The 19,515-nt window shown below is 71.6% G+C and carries 20 protein-coding genes; 8 read left to right on the top strand and 12 right to left on the bottom strand.

Annotated elements, in window-relative coordinates; genetic code table 11:
- Position 1: 1 nt before the first annotated feature.
- A complete protein-coding gene (locus ABGB18_RS03735) occupies positions 2-1,600 on the bottom strand; it encodes a S8/S53 family peptidase (RefSeq protein ID WP_347693878.1) in 1,599 nt (532 codons plus the stop codon).
- On the opposite strand from ABGB18_RS03735, the gene ABGB18_RS03730 reads away from it, so the two are divergent.
- On the top strand, positions 1,527-1,958 hold the full coding sequence (locus tag ABGB18_RS03730) for a carbohydrate binding domain-containing protein (RefSeq protein WP_347693877.1): 432 nt from the start codon (positions 1,527-1,529) through the stop codon (positions 1,956-1,958). The genes ABGB18_RS03735 and ABGB18_RS03730 overlap by 74 nt on opposite strands.
- Here ABGB18_RS03730 and ABGB18_RS03725 read toward each other — a convergent pair.
- The gene (locus tag ABGB18_RS03725; RefSeq protein ID WP_347693876.1) at positions 1,955-2,131 is read right to left on the bottom strand and encodes a hypothetical protein; all 177 of its coding nucleotides are present in this window, start codon (positions 2,129-2,131) and stop codon (positions 1,955-1,957) included. The genes ABGB18_RS03730 and ABGB18_RS03725 overlap by 4 nt on opposite strands.
- Between ABGB18_RS03725 and ABGB18_RS03720 the strand changes: the two genes are divergently transcribed.
- From ABGB18_RS03720 to ABGB18_RS03700, 5 genes are all read left to right on the top strand, one after another.
- The gene (locus ABGB18_RS03720; protein ID WP_347693875.1) at positions 2,102-2,551 is read left to right on the top strand and encodes a hypothetical protein; all 450 of its coding nucleotides are present in this window, start codon (positions 2,102-2,104) and stop codon (positions 2,549-2,551) included. The two genes, ABGB18_RS03725 and ABGB18_RS03720, sit on opposite strands and share 30 nt — an antisense overlap.
- 38 nt (positions 2,552-2,589) lie before the next feature.
- Positions 2,590-3,030 (top strand): helix-turn-helix domain-containing protein, encoded by a 441-nt coding sequence (locus ABGB18_RS03715; protein ID WP_347693874.1) that lies wholly within the window; start codon positions 2,590-2,592, stop codon positions 3,028-3,030.
- A gap of 88 nt (positions 3,031-3,118) precedes the next feature.
- Positions 3,119-3,565 carry a hypothetical protein gene (locus ABGB18_RS03710; protein ID WP_347693873.1) on the top strand — a complete coding sequence of 149 codons (447 nt, stop codon included), beginning with the start codon at positions 3,119-3,121 and terminating at the stop codon, positions 3,563-3,565.
- A gap of 121 nt (positions 3,566-3,686) precedes the next feature.
- Positions 3,687-4,661 (top strand): aldo/keto reductase, encoded by a 975-nt coding sequence (locus ABGB18_RS03705; protein ID WP_347693872.1) that lies wholly within the window; start codon positions 3,687-3,689, stop codon positions 4,659-4,661.
- A 123-nt stretch (positions 4,662-4,784) separates the two neighbouring features.
- Positions 4,785-5,795: an ABC transporter permease gene (locus ABGB18_RS03700; protein WP_347693871.1), complete on the top strand. Its 1,011-nt coding sequence runs from the start codon at positions 4,785-4,787 to the stop codon at positions 5,793-5,795.
- A gap of 196 nt (positions 5,796-5,991) precedes the next feature.
- Here the strand turns inward: ABGB18_RS03700 and ABGB18_RS03695 are convergent, their stop codons facing one another.
- The gene (locus ABGB18_RS03695; protein ID WP_347693870.1) at positions 5,992-7,110 is read right to left on the bottom strand and encodes an epoxide hydrolase family protein; all 1,119 of its coding nucleotides are present in this window, start codon (positions 7,108-7,110) and stop codon (positions 5,992-5,994) included.
- A 457-nt stretch (positions 7,111-7,567) separates the two neighbouring features.
- Between ABGB18_RS03695 and ABGB18_RS03690 the strand changes: the two genes are divergently transcribed.
- Both ABGB18_RS03690 and ABGB18_RS03685 read left to right on the top strand, forming a co-directional pair.
- On the top strand, positions 7,568-8,410 hold the full coding sequence (locus ABGB18_RS03690) for a hypothetical protein (protein WP_347693869.1): 843 nt from the start codon (positions 7,568-7,570) through the stop codon (positions 8,408-8,410).
- Between the two features lie 48 nt (positions 8,411-8,458).
- A complete protein-coding gene (locus tag ABGB18_RS03685; RefSeq protein WP_347693868.1) occupies positions 8,459-8,656 on the top strand; it encodes a hypothetical protein in 198 nt (65 codons plus the stop codon).
- 63 nt (positions 8,657-8,719) lie between these two features.
- Here the strand turns inward: ABGB18_RS03685 and ABGB18_RS03680 are convergent, their stop codons facing one another.
- From ABGB18_RS03680 to kdpF, 9 genes are all read right to left on the bottom strand, one after another.
- The gene (locus ABGB18_RS03680) at positions 8,720-10,084 is read right to left on the bottom strand and encodes an acyltransferase (RefSeq protein ID WP_347693867.1); all 1,365 of its coding nucleotides are present in this window, start codon (positions 10,082-10,084) and stop codon (positions 8,720-8,722) included.
- 186 nt (positions 10,085-10,270) lie between these two features.
- Positions 10,271-10,690, bottom strand: coding sequence for a hypothetical protein (locus tag ABGB18_RS03675; protein WP_347693866.1), 420 nt, complete (start codon positions 10,688-10,690; stop codon positions 10,271-10,273).
- 156 nt (positions 10,691-10,846) lie between these two features.
- Positions 10,847-11,413: a hypothetical protein gene (locus ABGB18_RS03670; protein WP_347693865.1), complete on the bottom strand. Its 567-nt coding sequence runs from the start codon at positions 11,411-11,413 to the stop codon at positions 10,847-10,849.
- Entirely contained in the window at positions 11,410-12,078 is a 669-nt protein-coding gene (locus ABGB18_RS03665) for a response regulator (RefSeq protein WP_347693864.1), read from the bottom strand. The genes ABGB18_RS03670 and ABGB18_RS03665 overlap by 4 nt, the downstream gene beginning before the upstream one ends.
- 4 nt (positions 12,079-12,082) lie before the next feature.
- On the bottom strand, positions 12,083-14,620 hold the full coding sequence (locus tag ABGB18_RS03660; RefSeq protein ID WP_347693863.1) for an ATP-binding protein: 2,538 nt from the start codon (positions 14,618-14,620) through the stop codon (positions 12,083-12,085).
- Entirely contained in the window at positions 14,617-15,477 is an 861-nt protein-coding gene (locus tag ABGB18_RS03655; RefSeq protein ID WP_347693862.1) for a potassium-transporting ATPase subunit C, read from the bottom strand. Before ABGB18_RS03655 ends, ABGB18_RS03660 begins: the two co-directional genes overlap by 4 nt.
- Entirely contained in the window at positions 15,478-17,592 is a 2,115-nt protein-coding gene (gene kdpB / locus ABGB18_RS03650; protein WP_347693861.1) for a potassium-transporting ATPase subunit KdpB, read from the bottom strand.
- A 1-nt stretch (position 17,593) separates the two neighbouring features.
- Complete coding sequence (gene kdpA, locus ABGB18_RS03645; RefSeq protein WP_347693860.1) at positions 17,594-19,255, bottom strand: potassium-transporting ATPase subunit KdpA; 1,662 nt, start codon at positions 19,253-19,255, stop codon at positions 17,594-17,596.
- Entirely contained in the window at positions 19,255-19,344 is a 90-nt protein-coding gene (gene kdpF, locus ABGB18_RS03640) for a K(+)-transporting ATPase subunit F (RefSeq protein ID WP_347693859.1), read from the bottom strand. The genes kdpA and kdpF overlap by 1 nt, the downstream gene beginning before the upstream one ends.
- Between the last annotated feature and the right edge of the window lie 171 nt (positions 19,345-19,515).

The raw sequence follows: 19,515 nt of genomic DNA, 5'->3' as shown, positions 1-19,515 counted from the left end.
ATCAGATGGGGACGACTTCCGGGCGCACGACCGGGTCGTTGATCATCATCTCGACCACCGACGAGGCCCGCTTGACCGGATCGGCGCCCACCTGGCCGACGGTCTTGGTCAGCTCGGCGGCGATGCAGCCGGCGACGATCGGCACGGCGAACGACGTGCCGCTCCAGCCGCAGAACGGCCCCACGGCGTCCATGTCCAGTGAGGCGCGCTCGCCGGTGGCGAGCGCCGCGTTCTGGGCTCCCTGGAACTGGGGCGGGAAGGTGCTGACGACCAGCGCGCCGGGAGCGCGCCACCGCACGGCGGGGTGCTCGTTGCTGAAGATCGCGACCGTGCCGTCGGGGTTCTTGGCGGCGACGCCGATCATGGGGGCCAGCGGCGGCCCCGGCACGGCGGTCTCGGACAGCGCGGCGAGGTAGAACGGCCTGGTGGTGGCGTAGTTGCCGGCGGCGTTGACCACGATGACGCCGCGCGCCCGCAACTGGTTGACCTTGTCGAACAGCGCCCGCATGGCCGCGTCGCCCGCCTCGGAGAAGCCGCCGAAAGAGCAGCACAGCACGTCCACCGGCTCGCCGTGGTCCAGCCGCCACAGCAGGCGGTCGAGCGCGGCGTGCAGGGCCTCGCCGGGGACGACGCCGTCGCTGTGCATGACCTTGTACATGAGGACCCGGGCGTCGGGCGCGATCTGGGCGATGAGGCCGGCCAGCATGAGGCCGTGCCCGGCGTGCGAGTTGAGCGTGCCGAGCAGCGGGTTGGCCGGCTGGCCGTCGTCCTCGTAGCCGACGAGCCGGGCGATGTCGCGGTCGGCGTACTCCGGGTGGGCCTCCTCGATCTGCCGCTGCCCGTCGGGATCGACGGACAGGAACGCGTCGGGATCCGTCACCGGCCGGAACCACGGGTGGTGCTTGGCCACGCCGGTATCCAGCGTCACCACCGTGATCCTGGGCCCGCCGAGCTCTTCGAGCGACCGGCGGGGCGGCGGCCCCGCCACCACGGTCACCGGGATGCGGCCGTATCCCGGCCGGACCCGCATGCCCGGCTCGTCCGCCACCGCGTGCCCGCTGGTGGCGGGCTCGCCGCCGAGGTCGAGGGAGCCGATCCCGCTGGTGGCCGACCCCACGAACAGGTGGTCCAGCGAGATGGCGGCCAGCTCCGCCCGGCCCGCCCGGTCCGCGGGCTCCCTGCCGAGCGCCCTGCGCAGGACCCGCAGCGCGTACCAGGCGTCCACGTCGACGTCCTGGCGGCTGCCGTCGAGCTCCAGCACGGCCGGCATCCACACGGTCTCGGGGCCGTACTCCCTGCCGCGGGCGCGCTCGACGCTCACCGGGGACAGCCGCAGCCCCGGCTCCGACAGCGCGCCGTCGATCCAGCGGACCGAGTCGTCGGAGACCAGCGCCCGGCCGGGGACCAGCAGCACGTTCGCGCGGTAGACCGTGGAATCCGGCCGGCGCTCGCCCGCGTCCAGTGGCCCGGCCCAGGGGTCGAGGATCCTGGCGCCGTGCCGGTCCAGGACCTCTCGGGGAAGGGTGATGCCCTGCCAGGGCCGCCCGAACGGTTCGGTGCTGCCCTGCGTCTGTGAATCGGGGATGTACTCGATGGTCATTGCGCCGTCTCCGTTCGTCCCTCTGTGGCCTACGAGGGCGGAGCCCCGGCTGCGATACGCGGATAAGGTAACGGAAATATCACGATCTATCTGCCGGGCTTCCCGGACAGCCCCGAACATCCACTACGGCATCGGCGGCACCTGGACGGCGGTGCCGGGCGTGGCCATGGAGAGCGCGTGCGCCGGCTGGTTCAGGAAGGTCATCGACCTGGGCCCGGCGGCGACGTTCGAGGTGACGTTCGGCAACGGCGCCGGCTCGTGGGACAACAACGGCGGCCGCGACTACACGCTCGGCACCGGCGTGAGCACGGTCGCGAACGGCGTCGTGACCGCCGGGGCGGCGAACCCCTGCGGTTAGTCCCGCGCCGCCGGATCCACGCCGCGCAGCATCATCCCCTGCCCCCTGGACCGGTGCACCTCGTCGGCGGGCCGGTCCTCGGGGTCGCGGAACTGGATGAGCAGGGTCGTCCGCGCCTCGTCCGCCCGGTTGACCCCGGACCCGTGCACGGTGAGATAGGTGAGGAACAGCACGTCCCCCGCCTCGGCCTCGACGGGGACCGCCGACGGCTCGCCAAGGTCAAGGGCAAGCAGTACGTCCGGATGGTGGTGGACTACAAGCCGGTCCTGCGCTCCGGCCTCTACATCGGCGCCCAGGTTCTCATGTGGTCGTTCAAGACCACGGGCCTGGACCCCTCGACCCACCCGTACAGCTACGACGGCGCGATGGGCAGCGGCTACCACGAGGTCACCTACCTCGACCCGGCCACCCTGCTGCCCGCCTACGCCGAGATCGAGCAGACCCCGGTGCTGGACGACAACGGGAAGCCGCGCTCGGACAGCGGCTGGCACAAGGTACGCGTCGAATACCACCAACCCGGGAAGCTGCCCAAGATGAAGGCGACCGGCGTGCCGACCCCGCCGAAGCTCACCTGGCCCCGCGACAAGGGGTGACGGGGCGGCCTCCCGAGCCGGTGCGGGACACTGGGGAGATGACCGACGACCGCCCCGGCCCGCCCGTGACCAGCGTCTCCATCATCCTGCTCACCCTGGCGCGCAGGATCGAGACCGAACTCGGCGCCGCCCTGGCGCCACTCGACCTGACGGTCAGCAAGCTCGGGCTGCTCGGCCACATCGCGAGCGTGCCCGGGGTGTCGTTCAGCGACCTGGCCCGGATGTCGGGCACCACGGTGCAGAGCGTGCACACCGCGGTGAAGGCGCTGGTCGCCGCCGGGCTCGTGCGTGACAGCACCGCCCGGGCGGGCTCCGCGTCCCGCATCGAGACCACGCCCGCGGGCGCCTCCCTGCTCGACCGGGCGCGGGACGTGCTGGCCGGGGTGGACGAGCGGTTGTTCGGCGCGGACGCGGATCCGATCCAGCGGCGGATCGCCACCGCCACCCTGGCCGCCTTCCAGGACGAGCCGATGTCCTGAGCGCGCCCTGCCGCACACCCCCTTCAGGGAGGCTGAAGCTTGTCTGCTAGGCTTCAGCTTGCCTGAAGGTTGCGTGACAGGAGGTCCGATGGAGAAGGCATTGTTGTCGGTGCACGTGCTGGCCGCGATCGTGTTCGTGGGAGGGTCGGCCGTGGCGACAAGCCTGTTCCCCCGCTACGCGCCCGTCGCCGCCTCGGCAGGAACGACCGGCGGGGGCGAGCGCGACCGGGCCGTGGCCGCCCTGCTGCACCGCATCAGCCGGGGTTACGGCATCGCCGGCATCGTCGTGCCGGTGGCCGGGATCGTGCTGGGGATCGTCCAGGGCCGGATGGGCGAGATCTGGCTCAACATCTCCCTGGTCCTGACCATCGTCGCGGGCGGCCTGCTCGCCCTGCTGATCTGCCCGCGCCAGCGCGACGCCCTCGCCACGCCTGGTGGCACCGAGCCGCTGCGCTCGCTGAGCATGCTCGCCGGGATCTACAACCTGCTCTGGGCGATCGTCGTCGTCCTGATGATCGCCCGCCCGGGAGCCTGACCCCGGAGCCTGACCCCCAGAGCCTGACCCGGGAGCCTGGCCCGGGCCGGGCCCCGGTGGCGCGCGGCGGGAAAGCTGCTTTACTGGGGTCCGGTAATTTCAGTATGTGGGAAGGTATTTCTTGAACTACGAACGCCAGCCGTACAGAAGATGTGGCCGCAGCGGACTGCTCCTGCCCGCCGTGTCGCTCGGCCTGTGGCACAACTTCGGCGGCGGTAAGTCGCTCGACAGCCAGCGTGCCATCTTCCATAAGGCGCTCGATCTCGGCATCACCCATTTCGACATCGCCGACCGGTACGGCCCGCCGCTGGGCGCCGCCGAGTCCACCTTCAACCGGCTGCTGCCCCGGTCGCTGCGTGACGAGGTCGTGGTGACCACCAAGGGCAGCAACCCCATGTGGGACGGCCCGTACGGCAAGGGCAACTCGCGCAAGCACCTGCTGGCCACCCTCGACCGCTCACTGACCCGGCTCGGCCTCGACCACGTCGACATCTACTACCTGCACCGCGACGACGAGGAGACGCCGCTGGAGGAGCAGGTCGCCACCCTCGACCACATGGTCCGCAGCGGCAAGGTGCTGTACGTCGGCGTGTCCAACTTCTCCCCCGAGCGCACCGAGCAGGCCGCCCGCCTGCTGCGCGGTCTCGGCACCCCGCTGCTGGTCCACCAGCCCTCCTACTCACTGCTCAACCGCTGGATCGAGCGGTCCCTGCTGGGCGTGCTGGAGCAGGAGGGGGTCGGCTGCGTCGTCTACTCCCCGCTGGCGCAGGGCCTGCTCACCGACCGCTACCTGGACGGCATCCCCGCCGACTCGCGGGCGGCGGAGGGCCGGTTCCTCACCGCGGACCGGGTCACGCCGCAGGTGCTGGACTTCGTGCGCGCGCTCTCCGCGGTGGCCACGGCACGCGGCCAGTCGGTGGCCCAGCTCGCCCTGGCCTGGGCGCTGCAGGACTCCCGGATCACCTCGGTCCTCGTCGGCGCCTCCAGCCCCGAGCAGCTTGAGGCCAACGTGGCCGCCGTCGACCGCCTGGACTTCACCGACGACGAGCTGGCGGCCATCGACCGGGCCGCCAAGGAGTCGGGCGTCGAGGTCTGAGCGCACCGCCCGTGACGCGGGGCGCGCCTCCCGCGTCACGGGCACCCCTTGAATGGCCTCGCAAGCCGTCACGGCCCGGATGTCAGCGGCCGGGAGCCGGCGCCACCTGCCTAGCGTGGGCGCATGCGCGAATGGTGGGCGGCCTTCCGGCGATCGCCGTACTTCCCGGCGACCGTCCTGGTGCTGATCCTGGCCGTGGGGGCGGGGGCCTTCGCCGGGTCGTACACGTACGCCATGGCGGCCCCGGCCCCGCACCACATCCCCGTGGCGGTGGTCGGCGCCACCCACGAGACCGCCGAGGGGAAGGCCTTCACCCTCGGGCTGGAGCGGGTCATGGCCGCCTCCCTCGACCTGAGGTACATGGCCACCCGCGCCGAGGCCATGCGGGCCATCGAGCGGCAGCAGGTCTACGCCGCGGTGCTGGTGCGGGGGCAGGCGATCGAGATGGACGTGTCGAGCGCGTCGGGCGCGTCGGTGGCGATGCTGCTCACCGAGCAGGCCCCGAAGGTCGCCGCGCGGGCGGGACGGCCGCTCACGATCCGCGACGTCAAGCCGCTGCAGCAGGCGGACCCGCGCGGCCTGGCGCTCTTCTACATCACGGTCGCCGCCGTGGTCATCGGATTCACCGGAGCCGGCCAGCTCAGCCGCAACGCCCCCGACCTCAACGCCGGCGAGCGCATCGCGTTCACCGTGGCGTACGCGGTCACCGGCGCGTTCGCCATCGTCGTGATCGTGGACTGGCTGCTCGGCGCGCTGCGGCTGCCGGTGCTGGAGTCGTGGTTCATCCTGGCGCTGACCATGTTCACCTCGGGAATGGTGTTCACGATGTTCAACACCTTCCTCGGGCGCTGGTCGCTGGTGCCCACCTGGGCCCTGATGGTGCTGCTCGGCAACCCGTCCTCGGGCGGGGCCGTGGCCTGGCCGCTGCTGCCCTCGCCGCTCAGCTTCATCGGGCGCTGGCTGCCGCCGGGGGCGTCGGTCAACGCCCAGCACACCGCCGTCTACTTCCCCGGGCACCAGTCCATGACGCCGTTCCTGGTGCTGGGCGGGTGGGCGCTGGTGTCGTGCGCCATCTTCCTGATCTGGCGCCACCGGCATCCCGGCGGCCGTCCGGCCGAGCCCGTGAGCGAATAGCCGCCGGCCAAGGGACACGGAGAGCGTGAGTGGTGGATCACCGTGTCGTATCTGTCCCGGCTCGCCCACTTCAACCGACGGCATCCGGGGAGCCCCGACATCATTACGGCCCCTGGGCCGCGGGCCACGCCACCCCTTCTGCCGGCACATCCTGGTCTACGACGCCCCCGCCGGACGCGCCGAAGTCTGACGCCGCTCAGCGCAGGCCGGTGAAGAACGCGCGGACGTCGGCGACGAACGCCTCCGGCTGCTCCAGGGCGGCGAACGTGCCGCCCCGCTCGTGCTCCACCCAGCCGACGATGTTGTTGTCACGCTCGGCGAAGCGCCGGATCGGCCGCAGGATGTCCTTGGGGAAGACCGAGATCGACGTCGGCACCGTGGCGGGCTTGAGCTCCCACTCGACGCTGGTGTCCTGGTCGGTGTCGGGGGTCTCGACGAACGAGCGGGCGGCCGAGCCGGCGGTGTTGGTCAGCCAGTAGAGCATGACCGTGGTGAGCAGCCGGTCGGTGTCGATCTCCGCGTCGCTCCACTCGTGGTAGACGCTCGCGAACCAGGCCAGCAGCGCCACCGGGGAGTCGGCCATGCCGTAGGCGAAGGTCTGCGGCCGGGCCGACTGGATGAGCTTGTAGCCGTACTGGCTGGTCGGATATCGCTCGCGGAAGGCCATGCGCTCCTGCTCGGCCTCGCTCAGGTCGTCGAGCTCGCCGGGCGCGCCGATGGGGAAGCAGATGATGCCGTTGCCGTGCATCCCGGCGACCCGCTCGGGGGCCAGTACGCCGATCTCGCGCGAGATCCAGGTGCCCCAGTCGCCGCCCTGCACGCCGAAACGCGGGTGACCGAGCCGGGTCATGAGCTCCAGCCAGGCGCGGGCGATGCGGGTGGAGCCCCAGCCGGTCTCGCGCGTGGGACCCGACAGGCCGTAGCCCGGCAGGGACGGGATGACCAGGTGGAAGTCCCGGCTGAGCGGCTCGATCACGTCGAGGTACTCCACCGGCGAGCTGGGCCAGCCGTGGGTGATCAGCAGCGGCAGGGCGTCGGGCCGGGCGGAGCGGACGTGGAGGAAGTGCACCCACTGCCCGTCGATCTCGGTGCGGAACTGGTCGTGCCGGTTCAGCTCGGCCTGCGCGGCGGGCCAGTCGTAGCCGGTACGCCAGTGCTCGACCAGGTGCTTAAGGCGGTCCAGCGGGACACCGTACCGCCAGCCGAGGCCGGGCACCTCGTCCGGCCAGCGCACCCGGTCGAGCCGCGCGCGCAGGTCGTCCAGGTCGTCCTGGGCTGCTTCAAGGAGGAAGGGCCGGATGTCATGAGAAGTCACGATCTCTCCCTGGTCGCGATGTCGTATCGCGTACCGTACAGCATACGGTTCACTTCTCACAAAGTTCCGGCGATCTCGCCGAACACCCCGGCCCTGGCGTCCATGAGCCCTTGGCCCGCCGGGGGAACACCTCACGTCGAGCCTCGCGCCCCGGAGGTCACCGGCTGTTCGCCGCCGTGCTCGTCCTGGCCGCGCCTCGGCCAGCAGCGCCGTCCCCGCTTCCGTGGGCCGGACCCCGGTGCTCGTGCGGACCAGCTGCCATCACATCCCCGGACGGGCGGCGGACTCGGTTAGGGGCGCTTGGGCTCGTAGTGCAGCGCGGTGATCCCGCACTCGAACGCCCGCCCGCTGACAGGTCAGCGAGTCTCTGGAGCACTTCAAGGAGGCGGCCCGGCGCGCCCCCACCGCCTCGGCCGCCGCCGCGGACCTCCGCACCGCCGCCCAGGTCGTGTACGCGGTGGGGCTCGCCCATGGGGCGTTCGACCTCCTCCTGGAGTCCGCCGCGCGGGCGGCGGACGACCACGGCGCCCAGGCCATCGCCCTCGCCCAGGCCGTGGTCACAGCCCGCAGGTTCACCTCGGGCTTCCCCGGCCCGATCCCCCACCTGCGGCTGCGCGCCTTGCTGGATCAGGCGACCACGATCGTCGATCCCGCGACGGCTGGGACGGCCCATGGCGGCCTGACTGTGAGCGGGACGGTCGACGACGGCGGGCTGGTGGCGGGCGGTTCCACCGGCGGCGACCGATTGTATCGAGCGGCCGCGGGCGGGCTGGTGGTGGGCGGGAAGGGGGTCGAGGGGGCCGGTGGCGGTGTGGTGGACGCTCATCCGGCCGCTGCGAGCGCCTGGTGTGCGCGTTCGCCTCAGGTCTCGCCCGATCCGGTGCTCGCCGAGGCGGCCGTGGCGGCGGCGCGGGTCACCGGGGATCCCGTGATCATCAGCGCCGCAATGGACGCGACCGGCACGCTGGCGATCCGCGCGGGCCGGTTCCGGACGGCGTACCGTATCGCCCGGGAGCGGCTGGCGCTGGTGGAGGCGATGGACCGCCGTCACCCGGCCTCCGCGGCGGAGATCCTCGACTCCTTCCACAACGCCTGGCTCTGCGCGTTCGCCGCCGGTGATTTGCTCGCGGCGCTGTCCACGGCCGAGTTGATCGCCGGTGACGCACACGGGTCGTGGAGCCGGGAGCCCTGGACGTCGTGGAGGAGCTGGCGGCCCTGGTTGGCCGGGCCTTTTCCGGGTCTCCCACCGGGTGGCCTGCCGCCTATGCACGCGCCGCCGGGGCCGAGTTGGCCGTGCTGAGCAGCCTGCCTGACGCGGACCGTCGCCTGGCCGCCGCCGCGACGGCCGGTGAGAACGACTGGGCCGCCGGCCGCCTGCCTGGCCCGCGCCCGGGGCCGCCGGCACGGCGACGCCGACGCCTACCGGGAAGCGTTGCGGGAGTGGAGCCGCATCGACGCGTGGTTCGAGCGGGAGCACACCTCGGGGCTGCTCGCCGCCGGTCCACGCCGCCGGCAGGACACCGGTGACGATCTCCCGGGGCGTTAGCCCGGGCGAAAGCTCGACGGACTGCCGGCTGATCATCCGGCAAGGTCACGTTGGGGTAGCCTGTCACAGTCTGGGCCGAGGCCGGGCCGCGCGGCCCGGGGTGGGACTGCTCCGGGCGAGCCGCAGGGCGGCGGCCCCGGCGAAGTACACCACCAGCGCCACCGTGGGCTGGCCGGCCGGGCCGTGGTGCCCGGGGCCCGCCATGGCGATGCCGAGGAGCCCGGCCAGTACCCCGGCCATGCCCGCGGCGGTGAGAAGCCCCGCCCCGCGTCCCGGCTCGTGGTACGGACGGATGCGCTGCTCCACAGGTCCGAACAACATGACCAGCACCCCGAGGAACACCCCGAGCACGGCGAGCCAGGGCAGGCGCAGCAGGAACCAGGGCACCGACGCGGGCGGGGGCTGCGGGAACACCCCCGTCGCGTACAGCGCCAGGACGCCGAACACGACGGCGGTCATGTGCCACAGGAACACCGTCATGATCACCGAGTTGATCGCGACGACCACCGTCCACGGGCGTACGTCGCTCAACCACCGGTTGACCGGGCCGTGCAGCAGCAGCGCGAACCCGGTCTGGGCCGTGGCCAGGGCCAGCAGGGCGAGGGTGGGCGGCGAGGTGTTCTGGATCTCCTGCCCCGCCACGGCCACCATGCTGACCGGGTACGGGCCCCACACGGTGAGTCCCACCAGCGCGGCCGTCCCGCCGAGGGCCAGCGGCAGCGCCACCGCCGGACGGGCCGGCAGGCGCCCGTCCCGCCAGGCGAAGCCGAGCTGGTGAATCGCCAGCCACGCGAACAGGAAGTTGCCCTCTCCCCCGTGCGGGACACGCCACACCAGCCGGGCCATATCGCCCGCGCCGACCAGGACGAGCAGGGCGACCGGTACGGCCAGCCCGAACCGCTCGTGGAGCGCGTACGTCACGGGGGTCAGGACGACCACCGCCAGGTACGCCACCAGGAACCACAGCGGGATCCCGGCCACCCAGGTGGCCAGGCCGACAAGCGCGGGATCGGCCCCCACCGCCCCGGCCGCCAGGGCCACCGCGGTGAGCACGATCAGCAGCATGGTGGTGGGCCGTACCAGCCGTTCGGTACGGCGCAGCATCCAGCCGGTGACGCCGCCGCCACGGCGCCGGTGGGCGGCGAGCGAGGCGGCGTTGGCGAAGCCGCCGACCAGGAAGAAGATCGGCATGACCTGGAACAGCCAGGTCAGCGGGCGGGTCCAGGGCACCAGGTCCAGGACGCTGGCCCCGTGCAGCCCGCCGTCGTGGGTGATCTGCACGGTCAGCCAGTGGCCGGTCACCACGGCGATGATCGCCATGGCGCGCAGGAAGTCGATGTGGCGGTCCCGGCGCGCGGGCGTCCGCTCGGCCTTACACCGCAGCCCCCGCACCGCCCGCCGGAAGACCGCCAAGGTGTCCGGGTTCATACGCACTCCGGATTCACGTGCGATCCGGAACTCACGTCCTGTACGGGGTTCAGGTCCGGCACGGGTTCATCCGAGGTCCGGGCTCGTGCGGAAGCGGGCCGTGGCCCGGCCCCCGCGCTCGACCATGCCGGACCCCCGTACTCGACTATGTGGAGGTCTTACCCCAGCTCAGCGGCGGGAAGCCCCTCAGCGGCGGGGGACGGGCCGGGCGTGTGCGCGCCGGAGGATGATGGGTGTCCGGTGGTGGGGCGCCCGCGACCGTGCGGGCGGCCGCGGAAGCCGGCGGTGGCGGGCGCGGAGTGCGGCCCAGGCGCAGCCCGCGAGCGCCGAGGCCGCGAACGCGCCCAACCGGTACAGGTCGTCCGCCCCGAACGCCAGCTCACCCTTTCCGTACACCAGGAACCCGGTCGCGAAGCACCAGGTCACCCCGCCCGTCGCCAGAGCGGGGAGGCAGCGCCGCGCCCACACCCCGAACAGGCCGACGGCCATCACCATCAGGGCGACGCGGGCCACGGTTCCGGTGAAGGTGAGCGCGGCCGTGACACAGGCGCCGATCGCCAAGCCGAATCCAACAGGAAGCAGCACTTCCGCGCGATGCCCGGACATCGACCCTCCCTTTCAACGGCCATCCGCCAAGTCACAACACGCAGGGCGGTGTGGGGGTGCCGTTTCCTACGACATTCATGCGCATTCACCACGGGCGCTGACGTCTTCCAGACGCGCGGCACCCGCCTCGCCTGCCTGGACGCGTCCTGCCGCCCGTCAGCAGGGGTGCCGGTGATCGCGCCACTCCTGATCCCAGCTCGCGACCGCCCGGCGGGCAAGCCACCACGCGTGCCACGCGGGTACGGCCAGCCAGGCCAGTATCCCGGCGGGAAGCGCGGCGAGCAGGAAGCCGAACACGACCTCCACCGCCCCGACCGGCCGCGGCGCGGGCCGTCCCCGGCCGTCGAGCCAGATCCGGACGGTCCTGTCCGACACCCGCTCCAGCGGCCGGCGCGCCCAGCCGCTGCGCCGCCCGCCGTCCCAGGTGACGCGGGCCACGATGGCCCGCTCGTCCAGGACCCGGGCGATGACCTGGTGGTGCGTGGCGGCGTAGGACTCCCGCGCGGCCCGGAGGGCGGCCAGCGCCGGCGCCCCGGCCAGCAGCGCGACGAACACGGCGATGAGCAGGGCTACGCGCCGGGTGACGGGTCGTGCGGCGGGGCGGGCGGCACACCGCCCATCGGGCCGTACGACAGACCCGGTGTCCGGCTCGGCGGGCCCGCCGGGAGGGTGGAGGCGGGGCCGGGTGGTGGGGCGGAAGGGGTTCCGGCGGCGTGGGGTCATGGCTTGAAGCGGTAGCCCATGCCGGGTTCGGTGATCAGGTGAGCGGGGTGGGCGGGGTCGCGTTCGAGTTTGCGGCGGATCTGGGCCATGTACTGGCGCAGGTAGTGGGTCTCCTTGACGAACTTGGCGCCCCAGACCTCGGTGAGGATCTGCCGCTGGCTAATCAGCTTGCCCGGATGGCGCAGCAGCAGCTCCAGGATGTGCCACTCCGTCGGTGTCAGCCGTACGTCACCGGAGATCGTCTTGCTGGTCAGATCGACGATGTGGTCACCGAGCTCGATGCGGGCCAGCTCGGCGTCCTGGATGAAGGCGCGCCGGGTCACCGCGCGTACCCGGGCCAGCAGTTCGTCGATACCGAAGGGCTTGGTGACGTAGTCGTCGGCGCCGGCGTCCAGGGCCTCGATCTTGTCCTGGTTGCCGGCCCGGCCGGACAGGACGATGATCGGGATGGTGGTCCAGCCGCGCAGCCCGTGGATGACGTCCACCCCGTCCAGGTCGGGCAGCCCGAGGTCGAGGATGACCAGGTCGGGCGCATGGTCGACGGCCTCCCGGAGTGCCGAGGCGCCGTCGCCGGCGACGGCCACCTCGTAGTGGCGGGCGGCCAGGTTGATGCGCAGCGCGCGCAGGATCTGCGGTTCGTCGTCCACGACGAGGATGCGGGTCACGGCGTCACCGCCGGGCCGCGATGGGCAATGTGAGTCTCATGGTGAGACCTCCCCCTGGTGTCTCTTCGGGTAGCAAAGTGCCACCCATCGCCTCGGTGAGGCCGCGGGACAGGGCCAGGCCCAGCCCGACCCCCGAGTGGTTGTCGCGGTCGCCGAGCCGCTGGAACGGCTGGAAGACGCGGTCGTGGTCCTCGGGCGGAATGCCGGGCCCGCGGTCCATCACGCGGATTTCCACGCGGTCGCCGTGCCAGCTCGCGGTGATCAGTACGGGCTGGTCCGGCGGGCTGTAGCGGACGGCGTTCGCCATGAGGTTGACCAGCACCCGCTCCAGCAGCGTGGGGTCGGCGAGGATCTCCGGCAGTTCGACGGAGATGTCGCCCTCGACGCGGTCGCGCAGCGGGCCCAGGTCGTCGATGGCGCGCGGCACGACCTCCTCCAGGGCCAGCGGCTGCGGGGTCGCGCCGAGCACGCCGGCCTGCAGGCGGCTCATGTCGAGCAGGTTCGCCACCAGCCGGCCCAGCTTGTCCAGCGATTCCTGCGCGGTGGCCAGAAGCTCGGCGCGGTCGTGGTCGCTCCACGTGACGTCGGTGTTGCCCAGGCTCTCGACCGCCGCCCTGGCGGAGGCGAGCGGCGTGCGCAGGTCGTGGCTGACGGCGGCGAGCAGCGCGGTGCGCATCTTGTCGGCCTCGGCCAGCGGGCGGGCCTGCTCGGCGGCCTCCTGGAGCCGTTCCTGGCGCAGCGCGACGGCGGCCTCGGCGGCGAACGCCTCCAGCACCGTACGATCGGCGGCGTCCAGCAGCCCGCCCTGGGCGGCCAGGATCATGTCGTCGTCGATGACCACGTCGGTGTCGGACTGGCCGGGGCAGGTGGACGGGGCGCCGCCGGAGGTGGCCACGATACGCCAGGCGCCGGGGTCCGACTGGTCGTCGGGGGTGCGGGCGGCCTCGGACCGGCGTTCCAGCAGGGTGACGGAGGTCAGGCCGAACGTCTCCCGGGTACGTTCCAGCAGCGACGGCACCGCCGACTGGCCGCGCAGCACGTGCCCGGCCAGGGTGGACAGCAGCTCGGCGTCGGCGCTGGCGCGGGCGGCCTCCCGGGTCCGGTGGGCGGCGATGTCCACGATGGTGGAGACCGCGGCCGCCACCACCACGAAGACCAGCAGCGCGAACAGGTTCTCCGGGTCGTTGATGGTGAACTCGCCGATCGGCGGCGTGAAGAACCAGTTGAGCAGCAGCGACCCGCCGACCGCCGCGGTGATGGCCGGCCACATGCCACCGGCCAGCGCGACCCCGACGGTCAGCGTGAGGAAGAACAGGATCTCGCTGGGCAGCGACACCACGTCCCGGAACGGGACCAGCGCCGCGGTCAGCAGCGGCATCCCGGCCACTGCCAGCGCCCAGCCGGTCAGCCGCCGCTTGCGGGTCAGCGCGGCCCGCGTACGAGCCGGGCGGCGCCGCCCCTTCTTGGCCTCGTCGTGGGTGATCATGTGTACGTCGATGGAGCCGGAGCGGGCGGTGGTCTCGACCCCGACGCCGCGCGAGAAGATCTGCGCGAACCGGCCGCGCCTGGAGGCGCCGAGGACGAGCTGGGTGGCGTTGACGCCGCGGGCGAAGTCCAGCAGGGCGCGCGGGATGTCGTCGCCGACGACCTGGTGGTAGGTGCCGCCCATGCTCTCCACCAGGGTGCGCTGGCGGGCCAGGCTGGCCGGGTCGGCTCCGGCCAGCCCGTCGGCGCTGGTGACGTGGACGGCGAGCAGGTCGGCGCCCTTGGTGCGGGCGGCGATGCGGGCGGCCCGGCGTACCAGCGTGTCGCCTTCCGGGCCGCCGGTGAGCGCGACCACCACCCGCTCGCGGGCCTCCCAGGTGGAGGCGATGCCGTGCTCGGCGCGGTAGTGGTCGAGCTGGTCGTCCACCTTGCCCGCGACCCACAGCAACGCCAGCTCGCGCAGGGCGGTGAGGTTGCCGACGCGGAAGTAGTTGGACAGCGCGGCGTCGACCTTGGCCGGGGCGTAGACGTTGCCGTGCGCCATGCGGCGGCGCAGCGCCTCGGGCGACATGTCCACCAGCTCGACCTGGTCGGCCCGCCGCACCACCTCGTCGGGTACGGTCTCCCGCTGCGGCACCCCGGTGATCTCCTGGACGACGTCGTTGACCGACTCCAGGTGCTGGATGTTGACCGTGGAGACGACGTCGATGCCGGCGTCCAGGAGCTGGTCGATGTCCTGCCAGCGCTTGACGTTCTTCGAGCCCGGCACGTTGGTGTGGGCCAGCTCGTCGACCAGCGCGACCCTGGGCTCGCGGGCGAGCACCGCCGCCACGTCCAGTTCGGTGAACGTCGCGCCCCGGTGCGTCACCGTCCTGCGCGGGATCACCTCCATGCCCTCCAGGAGGGCGGTGGTGCGGGGGCGGCCGTGGGTCTCGACGAGACCCACGACCACGTCCCGGCCGCGCTCGCGCGCCCTGCGGCCCTCGCTCAGCATCGCGTACGTCTTGCCGACCCCGGGGGCCGCCCCGAGGTAGACCCGCAGGCGGCCTCGTCTCATGACCCGTCGAGCGCCAGGTTGAGTTCGAGCACGTTGACCGCGGGTTCGCCCATGAAGCCGAGCGCCCGGCCGGTGGTGTGCTCGTCGATCAGCGTTTTGACCTGGTCGACGGCCATCCCCCTGGCCTTGGCCACGCGCGGTGCCTGCAACTCGGCGTAGGCCACGGAGATGTGCGGGTCCAGGCCGGAGCCGCTGGCCGTGACCGCGTCGGCGGGCACGGCGGGCGTTCCGGCCTCGCCCCGGACCGGGACCGTCCGGCCGGCCGCGTAGTCCTCACCTGGCTTCCCGCATTCCACCTTCTTGCCCTGGTAGTCGGCGATGAAGGGGGTGGCGGGGCAGGCCTGGTTGACGCTGACGGCGCGGTCGGGGAAGACCTTCAGCACCGCGCCCACCCCGTCGGGGGTGCAGTACGGCCGGGCGCCGCTGACGCCCTCCAGCTCGCCGACCGCCTTGGAACGGGCGCAGACCTGGGTGAGCAGCGACTGCTTGCCCTCGTCCGGGTTGCCCTCCTCGTCCTTGGCACCCGGCACCGGCAGGGTGTCCACGACGTCCTCCGGGCCCAGGTTGCTGGCCGAGGTGGAGGTCGGGTCGTAGCCGTCACCGGCCGCGGACGGCCGGGACTGGAAGTACTTCCCGATCGGGTTGCCGTCGGCGTCGGTGAAGGACTGGCCGATGATCGAGCTGCCCACGTCCTTGCCGCCGGCCTGGATGATGGAGCCGTTGGCGTTGCCATTGAACAGGGCCTGCGCCACGCCGGTCGTGACCAGCGGGTAGATCAGTCCGAGCAGCACGGTCAGGACCACGACCGCCCGGATCGCGGCGACGTGCTGGCGGATCCAGCTCGGTAGGCGTTCCATTTATGACATCCCCGGAAGGAACTGGACCAGCAGGTCGATGAGCTTGATGCCGATGAACGGGACGATGATCCCGCCCAGGCCGTACATGTACAGGTTGCGGGACAGCAGCTTGGAGGCGCTGGAGGGCCGGTAGCGCACGCCTTTCAGGGCCAGCGGGATCAGCGCGATGATGACGATCGCGTTGAAGATCACCGCGGACAGGACCGCCGACTGCGGACTCGACAGGCGCATGATGTTCAGCGCGTCCAGGCCCGGATAGACCGCCGCGAACATCGCGGGGATGATCGCGAAATACTTGGCGATGTCGTTGGCGATCGAGAACGTCGTCAGCGCGCCTCTCGTGATCAGGAGTTGCTTGCCGATCTCGACGATCTCGATGAGCTTGGTCGGGTTGGAGTCCAGGTCCACCATGTTCCCGGCCTCCTTGGCGGCCGAGGTGCCGGTGTTCATCGCCACGCCGACGTCGGACTGGGCGAGCGCGGGGGCGTCGTTGGTGCCGTCGCCGGTCATCGCGACCAGCCGGCCGCCCTCCTGCTCCTTCCTGATCAGCGCCAGCTTGTCCTCGGGGGTGGCCTCGGCCAGGAAGTCGTCCACCCCGGCCTCGTTGGCGATGGCCTGGGCGGTCAGCGGGTTGTCGCCGGTGATCATGACAGTGCGGATGCCCATCCGGCGCATCTCGTCGAACCGCTCCCGCATGCCCGCCTTGACCACGTCCTTGAGATGGATCACGCCGAGCACCCGGCCCCGCTCGGCCACCACGAGGGGGGTGCCGCCGGAGGCGGAGATGCCGTCCACGATCGCGCCGACCTCCTCGGTCGGGTGGCCGCCGGCGTCGCGTACCCATTTCATGACGGCGGTGGCGGCACCCTTGCGCACCTGCCGCTCACCCAGGTTCACCCCGGACATGCGGGTCTGCGCGGTGAACGGCACCCACTCGGCGCCGTGGATCTCACGCTCACGCAGGCCGTGGCGTTCCTTGGCGAACACCACGATCGAGCGGCCCTCGGGGGTCTCGTCGGCCAGGCTGGACAACTGGGCGGCCTCGGCCAACTGCTGCTCGGTGACGCCGGCCACCGGCACGAACTCGCCGGCCTGCCGGTTGCCCAGGGTGATGGTGCCGGTCTTGTCCAGCAGCAGCGTGGACACGTCACCGGCGGCCTCCACCGCCCGGCCCGACATCGCCAGGACGTTGCGCTGCACCAGGCGGTCCATGCCGGCGATGCCGATGGCCGACAGCAGCGCGCCGATGGTGGTCGGGATCAGGCAGACGATCAGCGAGACCAGGACGACGCCGGTGACGCCGTCGCCGGTGAGCGCGATGGAGTCGGCCACGCCCGGGTTGATGAGCTTGGAGTAGATGGCCAGCGGCTGCATGGTGACCGTGGCGACCAGGAAGATGATCGTCAGGGCGGCCAGCAGGATGTTCAGGGCGATCTCGTTGGGGGTCTTCTGCCGGTTGGCGCCCTCGACCAGGGCGATCATCCGGTCGATGAAGCTCTCGCCGGGCTTCTGGGTGATCTGGACGATGATCCGGTCGGACAGCACCTTCGTGCCGCCGGTGACCGCCGACCGGTCGCCGCCGGACTCCCGGATCACCGGGGCGGACTCGCCGGTGATGGCCGACTCGTCCACGCTGGCGATGCCGTCGATCACGTCGCCGTCGCCCGGGATGACCTCCCCGGCCTCGACGATCACGAAGTCGCCCTGGCCGAGCTCGGCCGCACCGACCACGTCCCAGTCGGCGGAGGTACGGCTCCGCAGCCGGCGGGCGGTCGTGTCGCGCTTGGCCGCGCGCAGCGTGGCGGCCTGCGCCTTGCCCCGGCCCTCGGCCACGGCCTCGGCCAGGTTGGCGAAGACCACGGTCAGCCACAGCCACACCACGATGGCCCAGGCGAAGAACGACGGGTCGGCGATCGCCAGCACCGTGGTGAACGCCGCACCGATCTCGACGATGAACATGACGGGGTTACGCCACAGGGTGACCGGGTTGAGCTTCTTCAGCGCGTCCGGCAGCGACGTGATGAGCTGTTTGGGGTCCAGCAGGCCGCCGCCGACCCGGCCGTTCTTCTTGGGCGCGGGCGCCTGACTCGGCGTCTCGAGCACAGAGGTTGACATTTCAGGACAGTCCTTCTGCGATGGGGCCGAGCGCGAGCGCCGGGAGGAAGGTCAGCGCTACCAGGATGATCGTCACGCCGACGACCATGCCGACGAACTGCGGCCGGTGCGTCGGCAGCGTGCCGATCGACTCGGGCACCGGTGCCTGCCGGGCCAGCGATCCGGCCAGCGCCAGCACCAGGATGATCGGCAGGAACCGGCCGAACACCATGCACAGCCCGAGCGCCACGTCGTACCACGGGGTGTTGACCGTGATACCGGCGAAGGCGGAGCCGTTGTTGTTGGAGGCGCTGGTGAAGGCGTACAGCACCTCGGACAGGCCGTGCGGGCCGCCGTTGAGCATGCTCGCCCGCTGCTCCGAGGAGCCCATCGCGAACGCCGTGCCGACCAGCACCAGGATCGGGGTGATCAGGAAGTACGACGACGCCAGCTTGATCTCTCGCGGCCCGATCTTCTTGCCCAGGTATTCGGGGGTGCGGCCGACCATCAGCCCGGCCACGAACACCGTGATCACGGCGAGGATGAGCATGCCGTACAGGCCCGCGCCGACGCCGCCGGGGGCGACCTCACCGAGCATCATGTTGAACATCGTCATCATGCCGCCGAACGGCGTGTAGGAGTCGTGGAAGGAGTCCACTGCGCCGGTGCTGGTCAGAGTGGTGCTGGCGGCGAAGGTGGCGGAGTTGGATATGCCGAAGCGCACCTCCTTGCCCTCCATGGCCGCGCCCACCGCGTGCGGCACGGTGGCGTTCCCGCCCAGCTCGAAGACGTTGGTCAGCAGGATGCTGGCCAGCGCGAGGATGCCCATCACCGCGAGGATCGCGTAGCCCTGGCGGATCTGGCCGACCATCCGGCCGAAGGTGCGCGGCAGCGCGAACGGGATCACCAGGATCAGGAAGTTCTCGAACCAGTTGGTCCAACTGGTGGTGTTCTCGAAGGGGTGGGCGGAGTTGGCGTTGTAGAAACCGCCGCCGTTGGTCCCCAGCTCCTTGATCGCCTCCTGCGAGGCCACCGGCCCGCCGGTGATCGACTGGGTGCCGCCGGTCAGCGTGGCGACCTCGTGCACGCCGGAGAAGTTCTGAATCAGCCCCCCCGCGACCAGCACCAGCGCGCCGACGAACGCGATCGGCAGCAGGATGCGGACGCAGCCGCGGACCAGGTCCACCCAGAAGTTGCCGAGCGTGTCGGCCTTCTTGCGGGCGAACCCGCGCACCAGCGCGATGGCCACCGCCATGCCGACCGATGCCGAGACGAAGTTCTGCACCGCCAGGGCGGCCATCTGGGTCAGGTGGCCCATGGTGGACTCGCCGGAGTACGCCTGCCAGTTGGTGTTGGTGACGAAACTGATCGCGGTGTTCCATGCGATGTGGTCGGTCACCGGGGCCATGCCCACGCTCAGCGGCAGCTTGTCCTGCAGCCGCTGGATGCCGTACACGACCAGGATCGAGACCACCGAGAACGCCAGCAGGCTGCGGGCGTAGACGCCCCAGCTCTGCTCGGCGTCGGGCCGCACCCCGAGAAGGCGGTAGGTGACGCGCTCGACGACGTTGTGCCGGGCGGAGGTGTAGACGCGGTACATGTAGTCGCCGAGCGGCTTGTGCACCAACGCCAGAGCAAGAATCAGGGACGCGATGAAGAGCATCCCCGCGGCAGTGGTACTCATCAGAACCGCTCCGGGAACAGCAGGGCCACGACCATGAAAATCACTAAGGCCACCGCGACCACCAGGCCAGTGGCGTTGATAGCGCTCACGAGCGCTCCACCGCCCTGACAACAAGCCCGAAGACCGCGAAGACCGCGATCGTCAGGGCGACGAAGATGACGTCAGCCATCCCCACTCCTCAGCTTCGGAACACATTGCCGGCCGCCCGGTCGAGCGGCACCAGACAAGGAAAGCCCCGAAATGACCTGGATTTTCCGTTC

The sequence above is a fragment of the Nonomuraea sp. B12E4 genome (genome assembly GCF_039871825.1).
Lineage (GTDB): Bacteria > Actinomycetota > Actinomycetes > Streptosporangiales > Streptosporangiaceae > Nonomuraea.
The sequence above is the reverse complement of the archived record's forward strand: the minus strand, read 5'-3'. Positions and strand labels throughout refer to the sequence as shown.